This is a genomic window from Singulisphaera acidiphila DSM 18658, assembly GCF_000242455.2.
Taxonomy (GTDB): Bacteria; Planctomycetota; Planctomycetia; order Isosphaerales; family Isosphaeraceae; genus Singulisphaera; species Singulisphaera acidiphila.
Map to the genome: position 1 here is coordinate 1555519 of NC_019892.1, position 18021 is coordinate 1573539.

Sequence of the window (18021 nt, forward strand, 5' to 3'; positions counted from 1 at the left end):
GAGCCTGAAACAGATCGGGATCAAGAGACATGAGAATGGATCCGGGTTTCAAGGGCTTGAAGCCACTCCCGGTCCGTCGGCGTGCTCGGGTTCAGCGGGGGCCGGAGTGGCAAGACCACGCCGTCCGACCGCATTACCGTGCCGCCGGCATCGATGCCGTAAGTCGCCGCGTCGAGTCCGACCGTGGCCGCGCTCCCCGGCGCGGTCGCCTTGGGGCCGATGACGATTCGAGGGATGCGCTCCAAATGAGCGCGGGCGGCCTCGGAGAGTTCTTGCAGTTCCCCCTCGGCGACGATCAAGGCGGCGTCGGCTCGGCCTCCCGCCAGCAGGGCTTCGGCCGAGGTCACACCGGGCATCGTCCGGGGCGAACCTCGGGTCAGGCTCACGCTGGAAGGAGATCCGGTCTGCCAGGTGAGGGCCGCCTCGGCCCCTGCCGGGTTGCCCGGGCCGCCGAGACCGAGGATCACGAACCGGGTGAAGGAATTCAGGTCGCGAACCAGGGCCAGGGCCGCCTCGATTCGAGCGGCTCCGCCAGACCCGCTCCCGAGCCGGGCGTCGTAGAACCAGGCGCCGTATTTCGCCGCTTTGAGCCGGTCGATGAGTCCGCGTAATGTTTTCAGGTCCAGGCCCGTTGTACGCTCGACCCGGCCTGGATCGGGGGAGGCGCCTCGAAGGAGGGCCCGCAAGGTTGTCAGAACCGCGAGTTGGGCCTCCGGGGCGACGGGTACGAACTGGTCGGCCCGCTCGGCGGTCGCCGTCCGACTGGCGTTGACCACAACGATCGTTCGCCCCGCGCGACCGTCGGGCACGAAGCGGCCGTGGGGTTCGACCGAGTACCGCTCCCAGTGCCTCGGGTGCGTGACCACCGGATCGACGCCCCAGAAGAGGACGACGTCGGCCCGATTCTTGACTTCGCCGAGCGTCGCCGAGACGCGGCCGACCCGCTGGGTGGCCAGCAGCCTGGCGCGATCTCCGTCGGACGTGTCCGGGTCGACCACCGCGCCGATCCGGTCGGCGATGGCCAGGGCCGTGGCGACGGTTTCCGTGGTCGTTCGCGTCAGTCCGAGGACGATCGGAGCGCGGGCCTGTCCGAGGATCTCGGCCGCGCGGTCGAGGGCCACGGTCGGTTCCACCGGGCGTCCCTCAATGGTCGCCGCCGGGAGTCCTTCGTGCGCGTGATCGGCGAAATACCAACGCCGCCCGATCTCGCACGCGTTGACCGCCTCGATGATCCGCCCCCCCTCCGTCTTGACGATCAGGTCGTCGCAAAGGCAGCCGCACGCGGTGCAGGTGGCGTCTGCGACGGTTCGGTCCGGGGGTGTCGAGGTCGCCAGGCTTGGTTCTTGCGGCATGCTCATCCCCCGCTCTCTTCTTTTGCTGAGGAACCGTGGCCGAGTGTTACAGAAAGCGATGGGAGGTAACCCACACCTGCGAGTCCGCCGGGATTCTCCCAGAGGACTCTGAGAGTGTCAAACCGTCATGAGCCGATCGGTGCTCGTCTTGAGACCCGGTCGGGAAACGGCTACAACAAAAGGAGAGGAGAAACGGCGGCGAACAGGAATCGGCTCGACCCCTTTTTTTTGATTTGAATCCCAATGACATCACCTGCCGACATTCCTGAGCTGGCTGGTCTTCGGGCCGTCGTGCTGGGTTCGACCTCAGGGATCGGCCGGGCGGTCGCCCTTGCGCTGGCCGACGGGGGAGCCGACGTTGTGATCCACGGGCGGACCTCACGGGAGGCCGCCGAGCGGGTCGCCGACGAGGTGCGGGGCAAAGGGCGGCGGGCGCACGTCCTGATGGCCGACCTCGCGGACCGAGAGGCTGGGGACCGACTGGTCGCCGACGCCTGGGACCTGTGGGGCGGCCTCGATGCCTGGCTTCAGATCGCGGGGGCCGACACCTTGACCGGAGCGGCGGCCAAGTTGAGTTTCGAGGCCAAGCTCGATCAACTCTGGGCCGTCGACGTGGTGGCGACGATGCGCCTGACCCGCGACGTGGGCCGGAGGATGAAGGACCAAGGGCACGGTTCGATCGTCACGATGGGCTGGGATCAGGCCGAGACGGGCATGGAAGGAGATTCGGGAGAGCTCTATGCCGCCACCAAGGGGGCGGTCATGGCGTTTACCCGGAGCCTGGCGCTCAGTCTGGCCCCCGTCGTGCGCGTCAACGCCGTGGCTCCCGGCTGGATCAGGACCGCCTGGGGCGACTCGGCCCCCCGCGTCTGGCAAGAGCGCGTGCTTCGCGAGACCCCGCTGGCTCGGTGGGGGACGCCGGAAGATGTGGCCCACCTGGCTCGGTTCCTCGTCTCGCCCGGTTCGGCCTTCCTGACCGGCCAGATCCTGCGGATCAACGGCGGCGCTGTCCGTTAATCCCTGTGTGTTGGCGGATCGACTCTTCGATTGGGAGGAAAGTGTGGCCCACGAAGTCGGGTCGGATCGGCCTCGCCTGCTCTTCGTGACCGGCCGCCTGGCCGAGTTCGCGGTGCGCCAGGTCCTCGACGACCTCGCCCCCCGGGCCGGATTCATCGCTGAAGTCGCCGTCTTACCGATCTCGGTGGCCGCCTTGATGACGCCCAAATGGGTCGCGCGGAACCTGGTGGTTCCGCCTGGCATCGAGCGTGTGATCTTGCCCGGCCTTTGCCGGGGCGATCTCTCGGCCGTCATCGAGAAGGCGGGGACCGCCTCCGTCGAGCGGGGCCCTGAGGATATCCGCGACTTGCCCCGCCACTTCGGGCAGACCGACACCCGGCTCGAGGGTTACGGCGGCTTCGACATCGAGATTCTCGCCGAGATCAACCACGCCCCGCAACTGACTCGCGACGCCCTGCTCGCGATGGCACGCCGGTTCGCGGACGAGGGGGCGGATCGGATCGACCTTGGGTGTGATCCGGGCGGCCCTTGGACCGGCGTCGGCGAGGCCGTCGCGGCCTTGCGCGCGGAGGGACACCGCGTCTCGGTCGATAGCTTCGACCCGGAGGAAGTGGCCGCTGCGGTTGCGGCCGGGGCCGACCTCGTGTTGAGCGTGAATGGGTCGAACCGTGAACTTGCCGCCGGCTGGGGCGTTGAGGTCGTCGCGATGCCGGATAGGCCGGGGACGCTCGACGGACTCGATGAGACGGTCGCGTTCCTTGAGCGGCAGGGGGTTCCGTTTCGGATCGACCCGATTCTCGAGCCGATCGGTTTTGGCTTTGCCGCGTCTCTTGGCCGCTACCTTGAAGTCCGCCGCCTCTATCCGAACGCCGCGATGATGATGGGGATCGGAAATCTGACCGAATTAACCGACGCCGATTCCGCGGCCGTGAATACCCTGCTCGCGGGCTTCTGCCAGGAACTGTCGGTCGGCAGTGTTCTGACGACGGCCGTCATCAACTGGGCACGTTCATCGGTCCGCGAACTCGACCTGGCGCGGCGCCTGGTTTATCACTCGGTGACGCGGCGGATGTTGCCCAAGCACGTCGAGCCGCGACTGGTCGCGCTGCGCGACCCCAAGGTCCCCCGGTTCGGGCCCGAGGCTCTGGCCGAGTTGGCCCGGCGGATCAAGGACCCGAACTGGCGGATCTTCGCCGAGGATGGGATGATTTATGCAATGAATAATATTAAGTTTTTAAGCGATATTGACCCGTTTGTCCTCTTCGACCGCATGGAGGTGACGGACCCCTCGCACGCGTTCTACCTGGGTTATGAACTCATGAAAGCCAAGACGGCATTGACCTTGAACAAGGCGTACAGGCAGGACCAATCGCTCGACTGGGGGTTCCTCACCGAGCCGGAAGTGAGTCATCGGAAGCGGAAAACCGTGTCACCCGCCAGCGAGGCCTCGTCGTGATTCTCGAGGGGATTGTGACGACCCTGGATCGGGAAGGAACCTTGAACGTCGCGCCGATGGGCCCGCAAGTCGACCCTGCGATGCGCCGGTTCGTGCTCCGGCCGTTCCAGACATCGACGACATATCGAAACTTGAAGGTGCTTCATGAAGGGGTCTTCCACGTTACCGATGATGTCTTGCTCATCGCGAAGGCGGCGATCGGCCGCCCGGTCGGTCCGCCGACCCGCCCGGCCGAGGTCGTCGGCGGGCGGATCATCACCGACGCCTGTCGCTATTTCGAGTTTCGGGTCGTCGAGCTTGACGACCGCGAACCACGGACCACAATCACGGTGGAGGTCGTCGCTCACGGCCGTCAGCGCGACTTCTTCGGCTTGAACCGTGGCAAACATGCGGTCGTCGAGGCGGCCATCCTGGCGACCCGGACGTCGATTCTTCCCCTCGACGCGATCTTGGCCGATTTCGACAGGCTGGCGATCCTGGTCGAGAAGACCGGCGGAGCCGACGAGCGTGAGGCCTTCGAACTTTTACGTGACCATGTGAGCGACGTCGCCCGGCGGCGCATCCTCGACTCGGACGATCGCCAGCCATGACTCAACTTCTGATCCGGACCCCCAGTCGCCTGCACTTCGGCCTCCTCGGTTGGGGTCCGCACTGCCCGAGGCAGTTCGGCGGTGTCGGCCTGATGATCGATACGCCCGGTATCGAGCTGACGGTCGAGCTTGCGGAGGACTGGCAAGCCGAAGGCCGGCTCGCCGATCGTGCGCTTCGGGTCGCCGAGCGGTTGGTGACGGCCGGCGTCGATCTCCCCCCCGCGCGGATTGTGATCCATCACGCCCCTGACGAGCACGTCGGCCTGGGGGTCGGAACGCAGCTCAGCCTTGGTGTGGCTCGCCTGCTCTTGCGGCTGGCCGGTCACCATGAACCCTCGGCAGCGACTCTGGCCGAGCTCTGTGGGCGCGGCCTGCGCTCGGGCGTGGGTCTTCATGGCTTCGCGCGGGGCGGCCTGATCGTCGACGGGGGGCGGCGGACCGACGACGGCATCCCCCCCCTGCTCGCCCACCTCGACTTCCCGCCCGAGTGGAAGGTTCTCGTCATCCTGCCCGGACCGCATGGCGGCCTGCACGGCTCGGCCGAGGTCCAGGCGTTTGCCCAACTCCCTCCCACCCCCGAGGACGTCGCCGACCGGCTCTGCCGTCTCGTCCTCCTGGGCCTGTTGCCGGCCGTCCTCGAACGGGACCTGCCGACCTTCGGGGCGGCCCTGGCTGAGCTACAGGAACGCGTCGGCCGCTGTTTCGCCCCCGCTCAAGGGGGAATCTTCGCCCGCCCCGAGCTCGCCGCGATCATTCAAGGGCTGGAAGCCGAGGGACTCCACGGCGCAGGGCAAAGCTCCTGGGGGCCGACGCTCTACGCTTTCAGCAACGAGTCGGACGGTCGCCGCGCACAGATCCTCGACACGATCTGCGACCGATTCCATCTGCCCGAAGGCTCGGCCTTCTGGACCAGCGTGAGCGAACGGGGAGCGGTCGTGAGCGCTGGCCGCTCGTAAAAGGCCGGGGTACTCCCGCATTTTTGCAGCCCCGGAAGGGCGACCGTCAATCGCCAAGACCTGGCTTGGACGGTCGTCCCTCCTCGTGACGCTTTTGCGGCCATCCTGGGTTGGCGGTTACTTCAGCTTCGGTGCGATCGATTTCTCGATGGCCGCCTCGTCGCCGAGCTCACCCACGTTGGCGAACAGCTCCCAGCGCTCGGTATGTTCGACTGTCTTGCCGGGCTCGAGTCCGATGATCGGACCGAGAGTCTCAATTTCGAGCATGTCTTCGTTTGTGAAGGTCTCGAAGTTCACCCCGGAGTCGGGGTAGGGCTTGCCTTCGACGAAGTCGAACCGTTTGACGAAGAGCGTGCCCCCGTTGAGGTAGCCGATGCCTCCGGTCTTGTGGGCCAGGCCGAGCTTGGTGGGCCCTCGTTTCGGGTCCTGGCGGAGCGTGATGAACTGGCTGCCAAAGCGCCAACGAGGATCTTGGAAGTCGAGGTAGGGCCAGATCACCATGATCTGGTCGGCCGCGTAATCGGCCGCTGACTTTGCGTTCTTCGGGCTCCCCGGATGCGGATGCTTGGGGGGCAACGGGATGATCTCGACTCCTCCCGGGGCCATGACCGAGATCGACCAGGGAGCCAACTCGGTCCCTTTCTCGCCGATGTTCGTGAGCCGGTGGATCAAGGTCACGCGACTCCCCGACGGGGGGACCTGGATCTCGATCTCTTTCTGGATTCCGTAGACGGGGTCGGCCTTGGGACGGACCTTGACCACCCCCGGCCCGACCTCTTCATAGGTGACCGGCCCGTTGTCGAGCGCGTAGGTCCGCGTGTTGTCCTCGGGCCCGCACCAGAGGCGGTGCCCCCCTCGGATCTTCCACTCGTCTTCGCCCGACTGGCCCATCTGGTCGGGGTATTCCTTGAGGACGTTCTTGCCGTCGGCCAGGCGATAGCTGAGGATCCTGGGCCCGATGTCGAGCGTGACGATCAACTCGACGTCGCCGTTGCTGAGCCGGAGGTTGTTCTTCCAGCCCTGGTACTCCACCTTCTCCACGGTCACGTTTCCTTTCTTCTCTGCCAGGGCGGCCTCGGGGCTTGCCGTGATGGCGAAGAGGCCCCCGATGACGGTCGCGAGGAGGAACGACGGTTGCCGATGCATGACGACCCAGCCTCACAATGCGGGTGAATGGCCCACAGTCGTCGACGGCAGGCCGCGAACTTAGGTTGGACGTTGGGAGCCTGAACACGCGGGCGCCCGGCGAGAGAACCCGCCCTGAGCCCGCGTCGCACTTTGATGGGCTGCCGAGCGAACGGGGTCATGATAGCGAGCCGGACCTGAGCACGATAGGTGCGAGAAGCGGGGGAGCGAACCTCTTCTGCGACCTCGCCGGACACGCTGTGCCTGGCTGTGGTGGCTTCGCTTGCGATCGTCGGGATGACTTGATCGTGCTCCACGCTGCTGAAGTTTTGAACCGACGGATCAAGTTCCCTGAAGCTTCAGGTTGCTCGGATTCTGGACGAGTCCTGGGAACAAATGAGCACTAAGGCGTAACTCTTCAAACTTCAATCTTTCGAATTTTTTGTCAGTGCGATTTTCACGACCTAGTCTTCACTCGTGGTGCCCATGTCCCGACGTTGAGCATGTGACCGCCCCGTTTAAAAAGGATTCCTCCGATGCAAGCAATCGTTTCAAAGGTTTGTCGGTTTCTGGCGAACGAAGATGGACCGACCGCCGTGGAATACGCGGTGATGCTCGCCCTGATTCTCGTCGCCTGCATCACGATTGTCGGAACGCTTGGACAAAGCGCCAACTCGACCTTCAGCAAAGTCAACAGCTCGATGGGCGCCGGCAGCTGATCGAACTGAACAAAACAAAACAAAGAGGATGCGTGCGTTTCGTCGATCGCATTGCTTCCTGGAATCCGGATGCTGTTCCGATTCCGCCGCTCCGCCGTGGGTTTGTCCCGAACTGTTGAGCCTTGCCTCTGTCACGTTTTTCCGTCGGCCCTCGACGCTCGCTTCAAGGGGCTGTCGTGTCCCGACCTGGGATTGAACGTTGACGAAGAACTGATCCGTCGCGCCGGCAGGGCCCACCACAGACTTATGGCCGGTCCCAAGCCATTTCTTGGCATCTTGACGATCACCCCCTTGGCCGTACGATCGGCCAGGGGGTTTTTCTTGCGCTCGTTTTCTGCCGAGTCCCGTTCTGGACTCAGCGAATTGACGCCCAAGCCTCCTTTCTCCCCTTGGCTCCTTTGGATCGCGCCGGAGCGTCGTACCCAATCCCTCGGGAATTGAGCGGGTCGCGGCGGCATTAGATTTGCTCTATACTGGCGAGTCCAGGGCATTTCGCCCCTTTGCGGTCTTGGGGCGACCGGTTCGATCCTTGGCTTCCGTCGACTTGCGGATGGCCAGTCCTTTCCGATTGACCCAAGGTGGATCTCCAGCTTCTCCGATCGCGGAGAGGGCTCGCATCGAGTTGACGCGAGACGTCGATGGATGGCACGCTCGATCAAGGGCCGTACCGGAATCGCGATGATTTCCCTCTTCTCAACGAGGGAATTCGGATGTCTCAGGCATGAACCGATCTCGGGGAGAAGACCATCAGGATGAGCCTAACCTTCGTTGAGCAGGTTCCCTCGACTTCGGCGACTCACCCGCCGGTGTCGCTTGCGGAATTACTGGTCGAACCCCAAGGGCAGGAGCCAATCCGTGGTGAGATATTCGGACAGGAACGGCTCGAGGCCCACGCCCATCAACTCGCGTCGGCCTGTGTGATTCAGGCCCACCGCCGCCAGAACAGTCCCCTCCTCCGCCGGTTTGCCGAGAATGCCCGCTCTTTAATCGAGGCCCATACCCGAATCATCGGCGACGATGCTCCCCGCCGCGAGGGACGCGACCTCGACGCCGAGTGGCTGGCCGATAACTATCACATCGTCGAGGACGTGCTCCGCGAGATTCGCCAAGACCTACCCCAAGGCTATGACCAGGAACTGCCCAAGCTTTCGGGAGGACCGGGGCACGGCTATCCGCGGGTCTATGCCTTGGCCCTGGCGCTGGTGGTTCATACCGACAGCGAACTCGACGAGGCGAGGATCACTCGCTACGTCCAGGCCTTTCAAAGCATCGTCCCCTTGACGACCGGTGAGCTCTGGGCCCTCCCCACGATGCTCCGCCTGGTCCTGATCGAGAACCTCAGACGGCTTGCTGCGAAGATGCTCTGGGGCTGGGACGAGCGGACCCGAGCTGAGCGCTGGACGGCGCAGTCGCTGGCCGACGGCCGCTCGGCGCACGGCGGGAACGACGGCGAGGAGCATTTTGCCGAGGAGGCGTCCCTCGAACACCTCACCGACCCGTTCGTCGTCCGCCTACTGCAACTGCTCCGCGACCACGGTCCCGCGATCCGGACCCTTGAACGCCTGGAAAAGGTGCTCGAGAGTGCCGGGGCCGACGCCAACGAGGTCCTCCGTCGCGAGCACCGCAGGCAGGCTGCGAACCAGGTTTCGGTCGGCAACTGCGTGATCAGCCTCCGACTCCTCTCCGCGCTGGACTGGAACACCTTTTTTGAGCAGATCAGCCCGGTCGAGGCCATCCTCCGCACCGACCCGGCGGAGATGCACGCCCTGCAAGATTTCAGCACGCGCGACCGCTATCGCAGGACCGTCGAAAAGATTGCCCGAGGCTCGGAGGCCGACGAACTCGATGTCGCCCGCCGCGCAGTGGCCCTGGCTTGCGAAGCCGTCGAGGCGGGCGAGTCCGGAGGCCGTGGCCATGTCGGCTACTACCTGATCGATCGTGGCCAAGACCTTTTGAAACGCGAGTTCGGCTATCGCCCGAGGTGGCGGGAGAGACTCCTCGATTGGTCGCTCGCCCACCCCCGGACGACCTACTTCGGCGCAATCGCCGTCCTCTTCACCGTCCTGATCGGGACTTTGGTGGGCCTCGGCGGCGGTCGCCTGATCGCGGCCCAACCTGGGTTGGTGGGGCTGCTTGCCCTGGTTCTCCTGCTACCGGTGAGTGAACTCGCCGTGGGCCTGGTCAACCACTTCGTCACGCTCCTCTTCCCCCCTCGAGTACTTCCCAAGCTCGAATTCAAGGAGGGGATTCCCGAGGATTGCGCGACTTTCATCGCGATGCCCTCAATGCTCGTGAGGCCGGGTAGTGCTGAGGCCTTGCTGGAGCGCTTGGAAATCCATCACCTGGCCAACCCCGACCCACGACTCCGATTCGCCTTGCTGACTGATTTCGCCGATGCCCACGAAGCGCAACGCCCCGAGGATGAGGGATACCTCCACGATGCTCTCGAGCGGGTCAAGGCACTCAACGAACGGTACGCCAAGGATGGGGAAGACAAGTTCTTCCTCTTCCATCGCCGTCGGCTTTGGAACCCCAGTCAGAATTGCTGGATGGGTTGGGAGCGGAAGCGAGGCAAGCTCTCCGAGTTCAACCGGCTCCTGCTTGGTGATCGCGAGACGAGCTATGTCCTCCTCAGTCGTGATCCCGGGACACTCCCGCCGATCCGGTTTGTGATCACGCTCGACGCCGACACTCAACTGCCGCGCGACGGGGCCCGTCGGCTGGTCGGAACGCTGGCGCACCCGCTCAATCGACCCCGGTTCGACCCGGCCCAGGGCCGCGTGGTCGAGGGGCACGGGGTCTTGCAGCCGCGCGTCAGCTTCCACCTGACGGCGGCCACGCATTCGCGGTTCGCCGGGATCCTGGCGGCGTCAGGAGGGATCGACCCGTACTCCTCGGCGGCCTCCGACACCTACATGGACCTCTTCGGGGTGGGCAGCTTCACGGGAAAGGGGATCTACGAGGTCAAGGCGTTTGAGGCGGCCACCGGGCGAACCTTCCCGGAGAACCAGATCCTCAGCCACGACCTGATCGAGGGGAACTACGCGCGCTGCGGCCTGATTACCGACACCGAGCTGTTCGACGATTTCCCCGCGCGTTACCACGCGTACGCGAGGCGTGAGCATCGTTGGATTCGAGGCGACTGGCAGTTGCTCCCCTGGCTGGGCCGTCACGTGCCGACTTCGGACGGCGAGCGCCCCAACCCGCTGCCGACCCTGGAACGCTGGAAGCTGTTCGACAACCTGAGGAGGAGCCTGGTCGCACCGGCGTCGGTGGTCTTGCTGGCCCTGGGCTGGACGGTCTTGCCCGGATCCCCCTGGCTCTGGACGGCGACCGCTCTGGCCGTACCCGCCCTGCCCTTGGTGCAACTCCTGATCGGGACCCTCGTGACCACCGTTCGGTCGCGGACGCTGGGGGCCTTGCGGTCGTGGGTCGATCGGATGCCGGCCGCGATGGTCCAGGCCCTGATGGCGATCACGTTCCAGGCCGACCAGGCCAGGGTCGCCGTCGATGCGATGGTACGGACGCTGACGCGTCTTTATCTCACGCGCCGGAATCTCCTCGTCTGGGAGACCGCGGCCTCGACCGATCGGCGGCTTGGGGCGGGACTCGGCGACTTCATCGCGAACATGTGGTCGGCCTCAGCCCTGGCCCTGATCCTGGCGATTGTGGTTGGCTGGGTCCATCCCTCGGCCCTCGCGGCGGCCTGGCCGGTGCTCACCGCCTGGTTCCTTTCGCCGGGCGTCGCCTACTGGGTGAGCCGGCCTCGGCCGGTTGCCGACTCGCCGCTCGAACCCGAAGAACGACGCGAGCTGCGCCGGGTCGCGCGGCGGACCTGGCACTTCTTCGAGACGTTCGTCGGCGACGAGGACCACTGGCTCCCCCCTGACAATTATCAGGAAGAGCCGGACGGGCGTGTCGCCCATCGTACGTCGCCGACGAACCAAGGGCTCCTCCTGCTTTCGACCCTGGCCGCTCACGACCTGGGCTACATCGGGCTGGGAACCTTGGCTGAGCGGCTCGAGAAGACGCTCGACACGTTCGATCGGATGGAGAAGCATTGGGGACATTACTACAACTGGTATGATACGCGGACGCTCCGTCCGCTCCCTCCCGCCTACATCTCCACCGTGGATAGCGGTAACTTGCTCGGGTGCCTCGTCGCCTTGAAGCAGGGGCTCAGGGAGAAGGCGGAAAGTCCGGTCCTGGACACGCAGATCGCCGTGGGTTTGGCCGACACGCTCGGCCTGGCCGCCGAAGCCGTTCGCGGGATCAGGCCGCCGGCCGGTGGCCCTGCGCAGGCGACGCTCCGGGCGCTCGAGGACGACTTCCGGCGGATCGAACGGCAGCTTGCCGCTCCCCCGACTGACCTGCTGGGCTGGGATGAGTGGCTAGGCGAGCTCGACTGGGGGGCGAGCGGCCTGATCGGTCGGATCCGGACCTTGATCAGCGAACTGCCCGACGGGTTGGCGCTTCCGGCGGAACCTCGAATCAAGCCAGGTGGTCCCCCATCGAAAGCATCGTTGCTCGAGACCTGGCCGCGACGATTCGCCGAGCAGGTACGTCAACGCCGGGCTGAGCTGGCCTCGCTGGCCCCTTGGTTGAGCCCGCTGCGCGACTGGGAAGCGAAGGGGAATGTCCCCTGGTCGTCGGACGACCTCCTGCGACGTTGGCAGACCGTGCGCGAAGCGCTCGTGGCGCGAGCGAGCGTGGCCGTGATGTCCGATCGGACCGAGGCTCTTGCCACGGAGTTGGAGGCGTTGGCCACATCCAATCCGGCGAGCGACGGCCTGCAAGGCTTGGCGGCGGCGGTCCGGGCTTGCACTGCCCTGTCGCTGCGCGATCGGATTCGCCAACTGGCGGTTCGGGCCGAGGCCTTGGCCGACGTCATGGAGTTCAGGCCGCTCTACAAGCCCGAGCGAAACCTGTACTCGATTGGCTGCAATCTCGTGCTGGGCCGGCTCGATGGCGCTTGCTACGACCTGCTTGCGTCGGAGTCGTGCCTGACCAGTTTCTTGACGATCGCGCGGGGCGATGCACCAAGGCGCCACTGGTTCCAACTCGGCCGCCCCTTCCTCAGCACCGCGGGTCGCGTCGGACTCGTCTCCTGGGGGGGGACGATGTTCGAGTACCTCATGCCTCGCCTCCTCATCAAGGCCTTGCCCGGTACGATCGTCGCCGAGGCCGCGCGGACGGCCGTGGCCCGGCAGATCGAATACGGCCGAGAGGCCGGGGTCCCCTGGGGCATCTCCGAAAGTGCATTCAATGCGCAGTATATTGACGGCGATTACCAGTACCAATCATTCGGCGTACCGGGTCTTGGGCTGAAGCGGGGCCTCGACCAGGACCTGGTCATTGCGCCTTACGCGACGGCACTCGCCACGATGATCGTCCCCCGCGAGGCCCTGGCGAACCTCCGCACCCTGGCGGAAGAAGGGGCCGAGGGACTCTACGGCTACTATGAGGCGGTTGACTACACGGCCGAGCGCCTGCCCAAGGGGAAACGCTCGGTGGTTGTCCGGTCGTACATGGCCCATCACCAGGGGATGAGCCTGGTTGCTCTGACCAATACGCTGCTGGATGAGCCGATGACCCGCCGGTTCCATGCCGACCCGATGGTCCGCGCGGCCGAACTCCTGCTCCAGGAACGGATCCCACGCGACGCACCGATCTCCGGGCCCTCGGAGGCGACCATGGCCACGGCGGAATCCAATCGCGAGGGAATTCCCTTGATGAGCCGGCGGTTGACCACGCCCAACACCCCCGCGCCACGGACTCACCTGCTCTCAAACTCACAGTATCATGTGATGGTGACAAACTCGGGTTCGGGTTTCAGCTCGTGTCGCGGCCTGGATGTCACCCGCTGGCGTGAAGACGCCACACGTGATGCTCTCGGGCAGTTCTGCTACATTCGCGACGTCGGCCGAGGGCTCCTCTGGTCGGCCGGCCACCATCCTGTGCGTCAGATCACCAAGGATTACGAGGTCGTCTTCTCCTCCGACAAGGCGTCATTCCGCCGGGTCGACGCGGACATTGAGAGCCTGCTCGAGATCACGGTCTCGCCTGAGCAGTTCGCCGAGGTTCGTCGGCTGACGCTGACCAATCGGGATAGCCAGGTTCGTGAGCTCGAGGTCACGAGCTATGCCGAGGTCGTCCTCAACTCGCGCGGGGCCGACCTGGCCCATCCTGCGTTCGGAAAACTCTTTTTGGAGACGGAATGGCTGCCCGGCTCGGAGGCCTTGCTCTGCCGACGGCGGCCTCGGTCGCACGACCAGCAGCCGATCTGGGCGGTGCACGTCTCGGCCGTCGAGCGGAACACGATCGGCGAGACCCAGTATGAAACCGACCGGGCCCGATTCCTTGGCCGGGGCCGCTCGCCGGCCGATCCGGCCGCACTCGACCCGGGCGTAGCCTTATCCGGCACGACCGGTCCGGTCCTCGACCCCATTTTGAGCCTGAGGCGGCGGGTCCGCCTCGAACCGGGCGAGTCGACAACCGTCGCCTTCACCACGGGCGTTGCCGACACGAGGGAGGGGGCGCTCGCCCTGGCCGACCAGTACCACGACCCGAACGCGGCGGCGCGTGCGTTTGAACTGGCCTGGGCCCATAGCCAGGTCGAGCACCGCCATCGCAACTGGTCACCCGAGGAGGCGCATCTCTTTCAGCGGCTCGCGGCGCACGTCCTCTTCGCCGGGTCGGCTCTCCGTGCGCCTGCCCCGCTTCTGGCCGCGAACCGTCAAGGGCAACCGGGCCTCTGGCGCTACGGCATCTCGGGCGACCTGCCGATCCTCCTGGTCCGGATCGCCGAGGGGAGCGAGATGCCCCTGGCTCGCCAGGCTCTCACCGCGCACTCCTACATGCGGCTCAAAGGGCTGGTGGCCGACCTTGTCTTGCTCAACGAGCAGCCCAGCAGCTATTTCGAGGAGCTGAATCAGCAGTTGCTCGACCTGGTCCGGTCCAGTGATGCTCACGACTTGCTCGATAAGCCCGGGGGCATCTTCGTCAGAAAGGCTGCCCACGCGCCGGCGGAAGACTTGCAATTGCTCCAGGCCGCGGCTCGCGTCGTCCTGGTGGGCGAGCGCGGGCCTCTGGCCAGTCAGCTCGATCGCGTGGAACGGCTGCCCGCACCCCCCGAGCCTCTGGTTCCGACCCGGAAGCCGGAACGGTGGGCAACCCCTGAGTTCGCGCACCCGGCTGACCTCCAGTTTGAGAATGGACTGGGAGGGTTCCGTGACGAAGGCCGAGAATACTGTGTGGTCGTCCACGCACAGTCTCGACCGGAAACTCCCCTCAATGGGCGCCCCGTGGCCGAGTCGAGCCCGGCGTTGGTCCTTCCCCCTGCCCCTTGGATCAACGTGGTCGCCAACCCCGCGGTCGGGTTTCTGGTCTCGGAAACGGGGTCGGGCTACACCTGGGCGGGCAACAGCCAGGGGAACCGGCTCACGCCTTGGAACAACGACCCGGTTTCCGACTCGCCCGGTGAGGCAGTCTACCTCAGGGACGAGCAGACCGGAGAGGTTTGGTCGCCGACCCCCCTGCCCGTCCTCTCGGATGCGGCAACCCTGGTCCGGCACGGCCAGGGCTACACTGTTTTCGAGCGGAAGACCCATGGGCTTGCCCATGAGTTGCTTCTCCTCGTCGCCCCTGAGGATCCGGTCAAGCTGATCCGGCTCAACGTTCGCAACACAGGGGATCACTCTCGGTCGCTCTCGGCCACTTTTTTCGCCGAGTGGGTGCTGGGAACCACGCGAGACGTCGCCGCCTCGCATGTCGTCACCGAGATCGATGAGGAGACCGGAGCGCTTCTGGCTCGGAACGCGTTCCGGGCCGACTTTGCCTCGAGAGTGGCATTCGCCGATGTCAGCATGCGTCCACGGACCCTGACGGCGGATCGCCTGGAATTCCTCGGGCGGAACGGCTCGGTCGATGCGCCCGCCGCACTGCGGCGGGTCGAGTTGTCCGGCCGTGCGGGAGCGGTGAGCGACCCTTGTGCCGCGCTCCAGACCAAGTTCACGCTGGCTCCCGGTGAAGAGAAGGCGATCCTCTTCTTCCTGGGCGAGGCGGAGACGCTTGAGGCCGCCCGCGCCGTGATCCAACGCGTCCGTGAGCCGGGCAAGGCGGACGCCGTTTTCGAGGCGGTCCGCTCGCGCTGGGATGCGGTGCTCACCGCCGTTCAGGTCCAGACGCCTGACGCCGCCATGGACCTCGTGCTCAACCGCTGGCTGCTCTACCAGGTCCTGAGCTGCCGCCTCTGGGCTCGCTCGGCCTTCTACCAGTCGGGAGGCGCTTATGGCTTCCGCGACCAGCTCCAGGATGTGGCCGCGCTGGTCTACGGCGCTCCGGACGAGGCGAGGGCCCACCTGCTCCGCGCGGCGTCGCGCCAGTTCCTCGAAGGCGACGTTCAGCACTGGTGGCATCCGCCCGCCGGCCGAGGCGTGCGCACCCGCTTTTCCGACGACTTGCTCTGGCTCCCCTTCGTGGTCAGCCACTACGTCGAGACGACCGGCGATGCGTCCGTCCTCGACGAGCGCGTGCCGTATTTGAAGGGGCATCTCCTCGCCCCTACCCAGGAAGAGGACTATGGGGTCCCTGCGATTGCGAACGAGTCAGGAACGCTCTATGAACACTGCCTGCTTGCCCTCGAGCGCGGGATGCAGCTTGGAGAGCACGGACTCCCGTTGATGGGGACCGGCGACTGGAACGATGGCATGAACCGGGTCGGCGCAGGCGGAAAGGGGGAGAGTGTCTGGGACGCCTGGTTCCTGATCGCAATCTTCCACCATTTCGCTCCCCTCGCCGAGGCCCGTGGCGACTTGATTCAGGCCAGGCGCTGTCGCGAGCAGGCAGAGTCGCTCCGCGTCGCCATCGAGAAGGAGGCATGGGACGGTGATTGGTATCGCCGTGCCTACTTCGATGATGGGACTCCGCTCGGTTCGGCGGAAAACGACGAGTGCCAGATCGACTCGATCGCGCAGACCTGGGCCTTGATCTCGGGCGCAGGCGACCCGAAGCGGGCCGAACGGGCCTTGAGAGAAGTGGCCGAACGCCTGGTCCGCCGCGACGACGGTCTCATTCTTCTGTTCACGCCCCCGTTCGATACGGGGACGCTCGAACCCGGTTACATCAAAGGCTATGTTCCCGGCATCCGTGAGAACGGTGGCCAGTACACCCACGCGGCCACCTGGGTCGTGCTAGCCGCGACCCTCCAAGGCCGGGGTACCCACGCGGCCGAACTCTTCGGCCTGCTCAATCCGATCAATCATGCCGCCAGCCCCGAGGCTGTCGCACGTTACAAGGTTGAGCCCTACGTCGTTGCGGCCGACGTCTACGGCCTTCCGCCCCACACCGGCCGGGGTGGCTGGACCTGGTACACCGGCTCGGCCTCCTGGCTCTACCGGGTCGGTTTGGAGTCCATCCTTGGCTTCCAGCTCCAGGGGGACCACCTGGTGATCGACCCTTGCATCCCCGCGCACTGGCCCCAGTTTGCGATCACCTATCGGCGCGGTTCCGCCATGTACCGGATCCAGGTCACCAACCCGCAAGGGGTCGAGAAGGGCGTTCTCCGCGTGACGCTCGATGGCAAGCTCATCGACGCGGGGCGGATTCCGCTCACCAGCGACGATCAGGATCACGAGGTCTGCGTGGTTCTTGGCGATCCGTCGCGCCCGCCCGGTTGAGATCGAGTGGCCGCCGTGAGGCCCGCGATGCGTTGCGGGCCTCACCAATATCAATCTCTCGCTCGACTGGGAGAGGGAGAGCATCCTGCCTCAGGATCAACACGTGATTGGCCCGAGTTGGGCGAGTGAAGAGGCATGGACTGCCTGCTTTGTGAGCAGGCCTTTTGCCGGGAATAAAAAATCTTAGCGTCGACGGATCAAAGTTCGCGTCTGGAGGTGGCTGACCGGCAAGGATGTTTCTTGAAGCTTCCTCGTAAGTTTGCTTTCCACCAATTGCGAGGGACTGAGGCCGAAGCGGTCGTCGATGACCAACGTTTCTTCTTCGAGTTCCAGGGTCTCCAAGGTCGGACCGATCGGCTTTGTGACCCGTCCCATTAGTTCGGTCACGCTTCCTGCGTGCTCAAAGGCGACATCCTGCGATGCAGTTGCAACGTCAAAATTCCTCGATGAGGTCATGGGAAGTTTGCTATTCATCATCAACTTGCCTCAATTTCCAAGAATATAGACCGGTTGTAATTCGCCGCACCAATTCTGCAAATGCTGCGCCATGAGCGATCCACCTCTCGCCCTCGCCCGAAATCCTCGCGAATTCGATGGTTTGCCGCGACTCTGTCCGTAAACGAGGTAAAATACGGGCATTTGGACGAGTTTTGTCGACGGAATCGAAGCTTCTCATTTGGATTCGATCGGACCGAAATGCGAATGATTCCGCACACTTGTCGGTCTCAATGCGTCAAAGTGGGTCATGTTGACGGTGCGGCAAACCTGCAAGGTTTGCGAGCGAGACGCATGACCTCGGGGCGAGTCGGCGCGCAAAGTGAAAAAAAATCGACAATCCGATTTGCGTGTCGACTCATTCCATCCGTACTGAGAAGGTAGGAGCGAACTTCGCCGGGATGGCTGCTTCGCTCAATGAACGACGGGGACAATCATCTGTCCGACCCCGATCGGGGTCTTGGGCGTGGCCTCCTGCTTCCTGCCACGTTGCGTCAATTGTATCGGCGTTTGCTCGTAAAGCAACAAAAAAGTCATGGGCTCACGATTAAAGTAACATCTTGATGAAAGCATTCGATATTTTTTCGCGAACTCGGACCGGTGCTCGAGGTGAACGCACGGGTCGTGGCACGGA

8 protein-coding genes are annotated in these 18021 nt (G+C 64.9%); 6 read left to right on the forward strand and 2 right to left on the reverse strand.

Annotated features, from left to right (window positions below; genetic code table 11):
• Window positions 1–20: 20 nt before the first annotated feature.
• A complete protein-coding gene (locus SINAC_RS06100; RefSeq protein WP_015244806.1) occupies window positions 21–1358 on the reverse strand; it encodes a formylmethanofuran dehydrogenase subunit B in 1338 nt (445 codons plus the stop codon).
• A 237-nt stretch (window positions 1359–1595) separates the two neighbouring features.
• On the opposite strand from SINAC_RS06100, the gene SINAC_RS06105 reads away from it, so the two are divergent.
• Genes SINAC_RS06105 through SINAC_RS06120 form a run of 4 tightly spaced genes read left to right on the forward strand, consistent with a single transcriptional unit; the run spans window position 1596 to window position 5371 of the window.
• On the forward strand, window positions 1596–2369 hold the full coding sequence (locus SINAC_RS06105; protein WP_015244807.1) for an SDR family NAD(P)-dependent oxidoreductase: 774 nt from the start codon (window positions 1596–1598) through the stop codon (window positions 2367–2369).
• A gap of 43 nt (window positions 2370–2412) precedes the next feature.
• Window positions 2413–3825, forward strand: coding sequence for a DUF6513 domain-containing protein (locus SINAC_RS06110; protein ID WP_015244808.1), 1413 nt, complete (start codon window positions 2413–2415; stop codon window positions 3823–3825).
• Complete coding sequence (locus tag SINAC_RS06115) at window positions 3822–4415, forward strand: DUF447 domain-containing protein (RefSeq protein WP_015244809.1); 594 nt, start codon at window positions 3822–3824, stop codon at window positions 4413–4415. The genes SINAC_RS06110 and SINAC_RS06115 overlap by 4 nt, the downstream gene beginning before the upstream one ends.
• Window positions 4412–5371: a beta-ribofuranosylaminobenzene 5'-phosphate synthase family protein gene (locus SINAC_RS06120; protein ID WP_015244810.1), complete on the forward strand. Its 960-nt coding sequence runs from the start codon at window positions 4412–4414 to the stop codon at window positions 5369–5371. Before SINAC_RS06115 ends, SINAC_RS06120 begins: the two co-directional genes overlap by 4 nt.
• A gap of 117 nt (window positions 5372–5488) precedes the next feature.
• Here the strand turns inward: SINAC_RS06120 and SINAC_RS06125 are convergent, their stop codons facing one another.
• Window positions 5489–6517, reverse strand: a complete 1029-nt coding sequence (locus SINAC_RS06125; RefSeq protein ID WP_015244811.1) for a hypothetical protein — start codon at window positions 6515–6517, stop codon at window positions 5489–5491.
• 515 nt (window positions 6518–7032) lie between these two features.
• Between SINAC_RS06125 and SINAC_RS06130 the strand changes: the two genes are divergently transcribed.
• Both SINAC_RS06130 and SINAC_RS06140 read left to right on the forward strand, forming a co-directional pair.
• Window positions 7033–7215, forward strand: a complete 183-nt coding sequence (locus SINAC_RS06130; RefSeq protein ID WP_015244812.1) for a Flp family type IVb pilin — start codon at window positions 7033–7035, stop codon at window positions 7213–7215.
• 752 nt (window positions 7216–7967) lie between these two features.
• Window positions 7968–16892 (forward strand): GH36-type glycosyl hydrolase domain-containing protein, encoded by an 8925-nt coding sequence (locus tag SINAC_RS06140; protein WP_015244814.1) that lies wholly within the window; start codon window positions 7968–7970, stop codon window positions 16890–16892.
• Window positions 16893–18021: the final 1129 nt, after the last annotated feature.

Bases quoted from the DNA above. Each gene is read 5' to 3' on its own strand.
- SINAC_RS06100 (WP_015244806.1), bottom strand. From the start codon at position 1,358: ATGAGCATGCCGCAAGAACCAAGCCTGGCGACCTCGACACCCCCGGAC.
- SINAC_RS06105 (WP_015244807.1), top strand. From the start codon at position 1,596: ATGACATCACCTGCCGACATTCCTGAGCTGGCTGGTCTTCGGGCCGTC.
- SINAC_RS06120 (WP_015244810.1), top strand. From the start codon at position 4,412: ATGACTCAACTTCTGATCCGGACCCCCAGTCGCCTGCACTTCGGCCTC.
- SINAC_RS06125 (WP_015244811.1), bottom strand. From the start codon at position 6,517: ATGCATCGGCAACCGTCGTTCCTCCTCGCGACCGTCATCGGGGGCCTC.
- SINAC_RS06130 (WP_015244812.1), top strand. From the start codon at position 7,033: ATGCAAGCAATCGTTTCAAAGGTTTGTCGGTTTCTGGCGAACGAAGAT.
- SINAC_RS06140 (WP_015244814.1), top strand. From the start codon at position 7,968: ATGAGCCTAACCTTCGTTGAGCAGGTTCCCTCGACTTCGGCGACTCAC.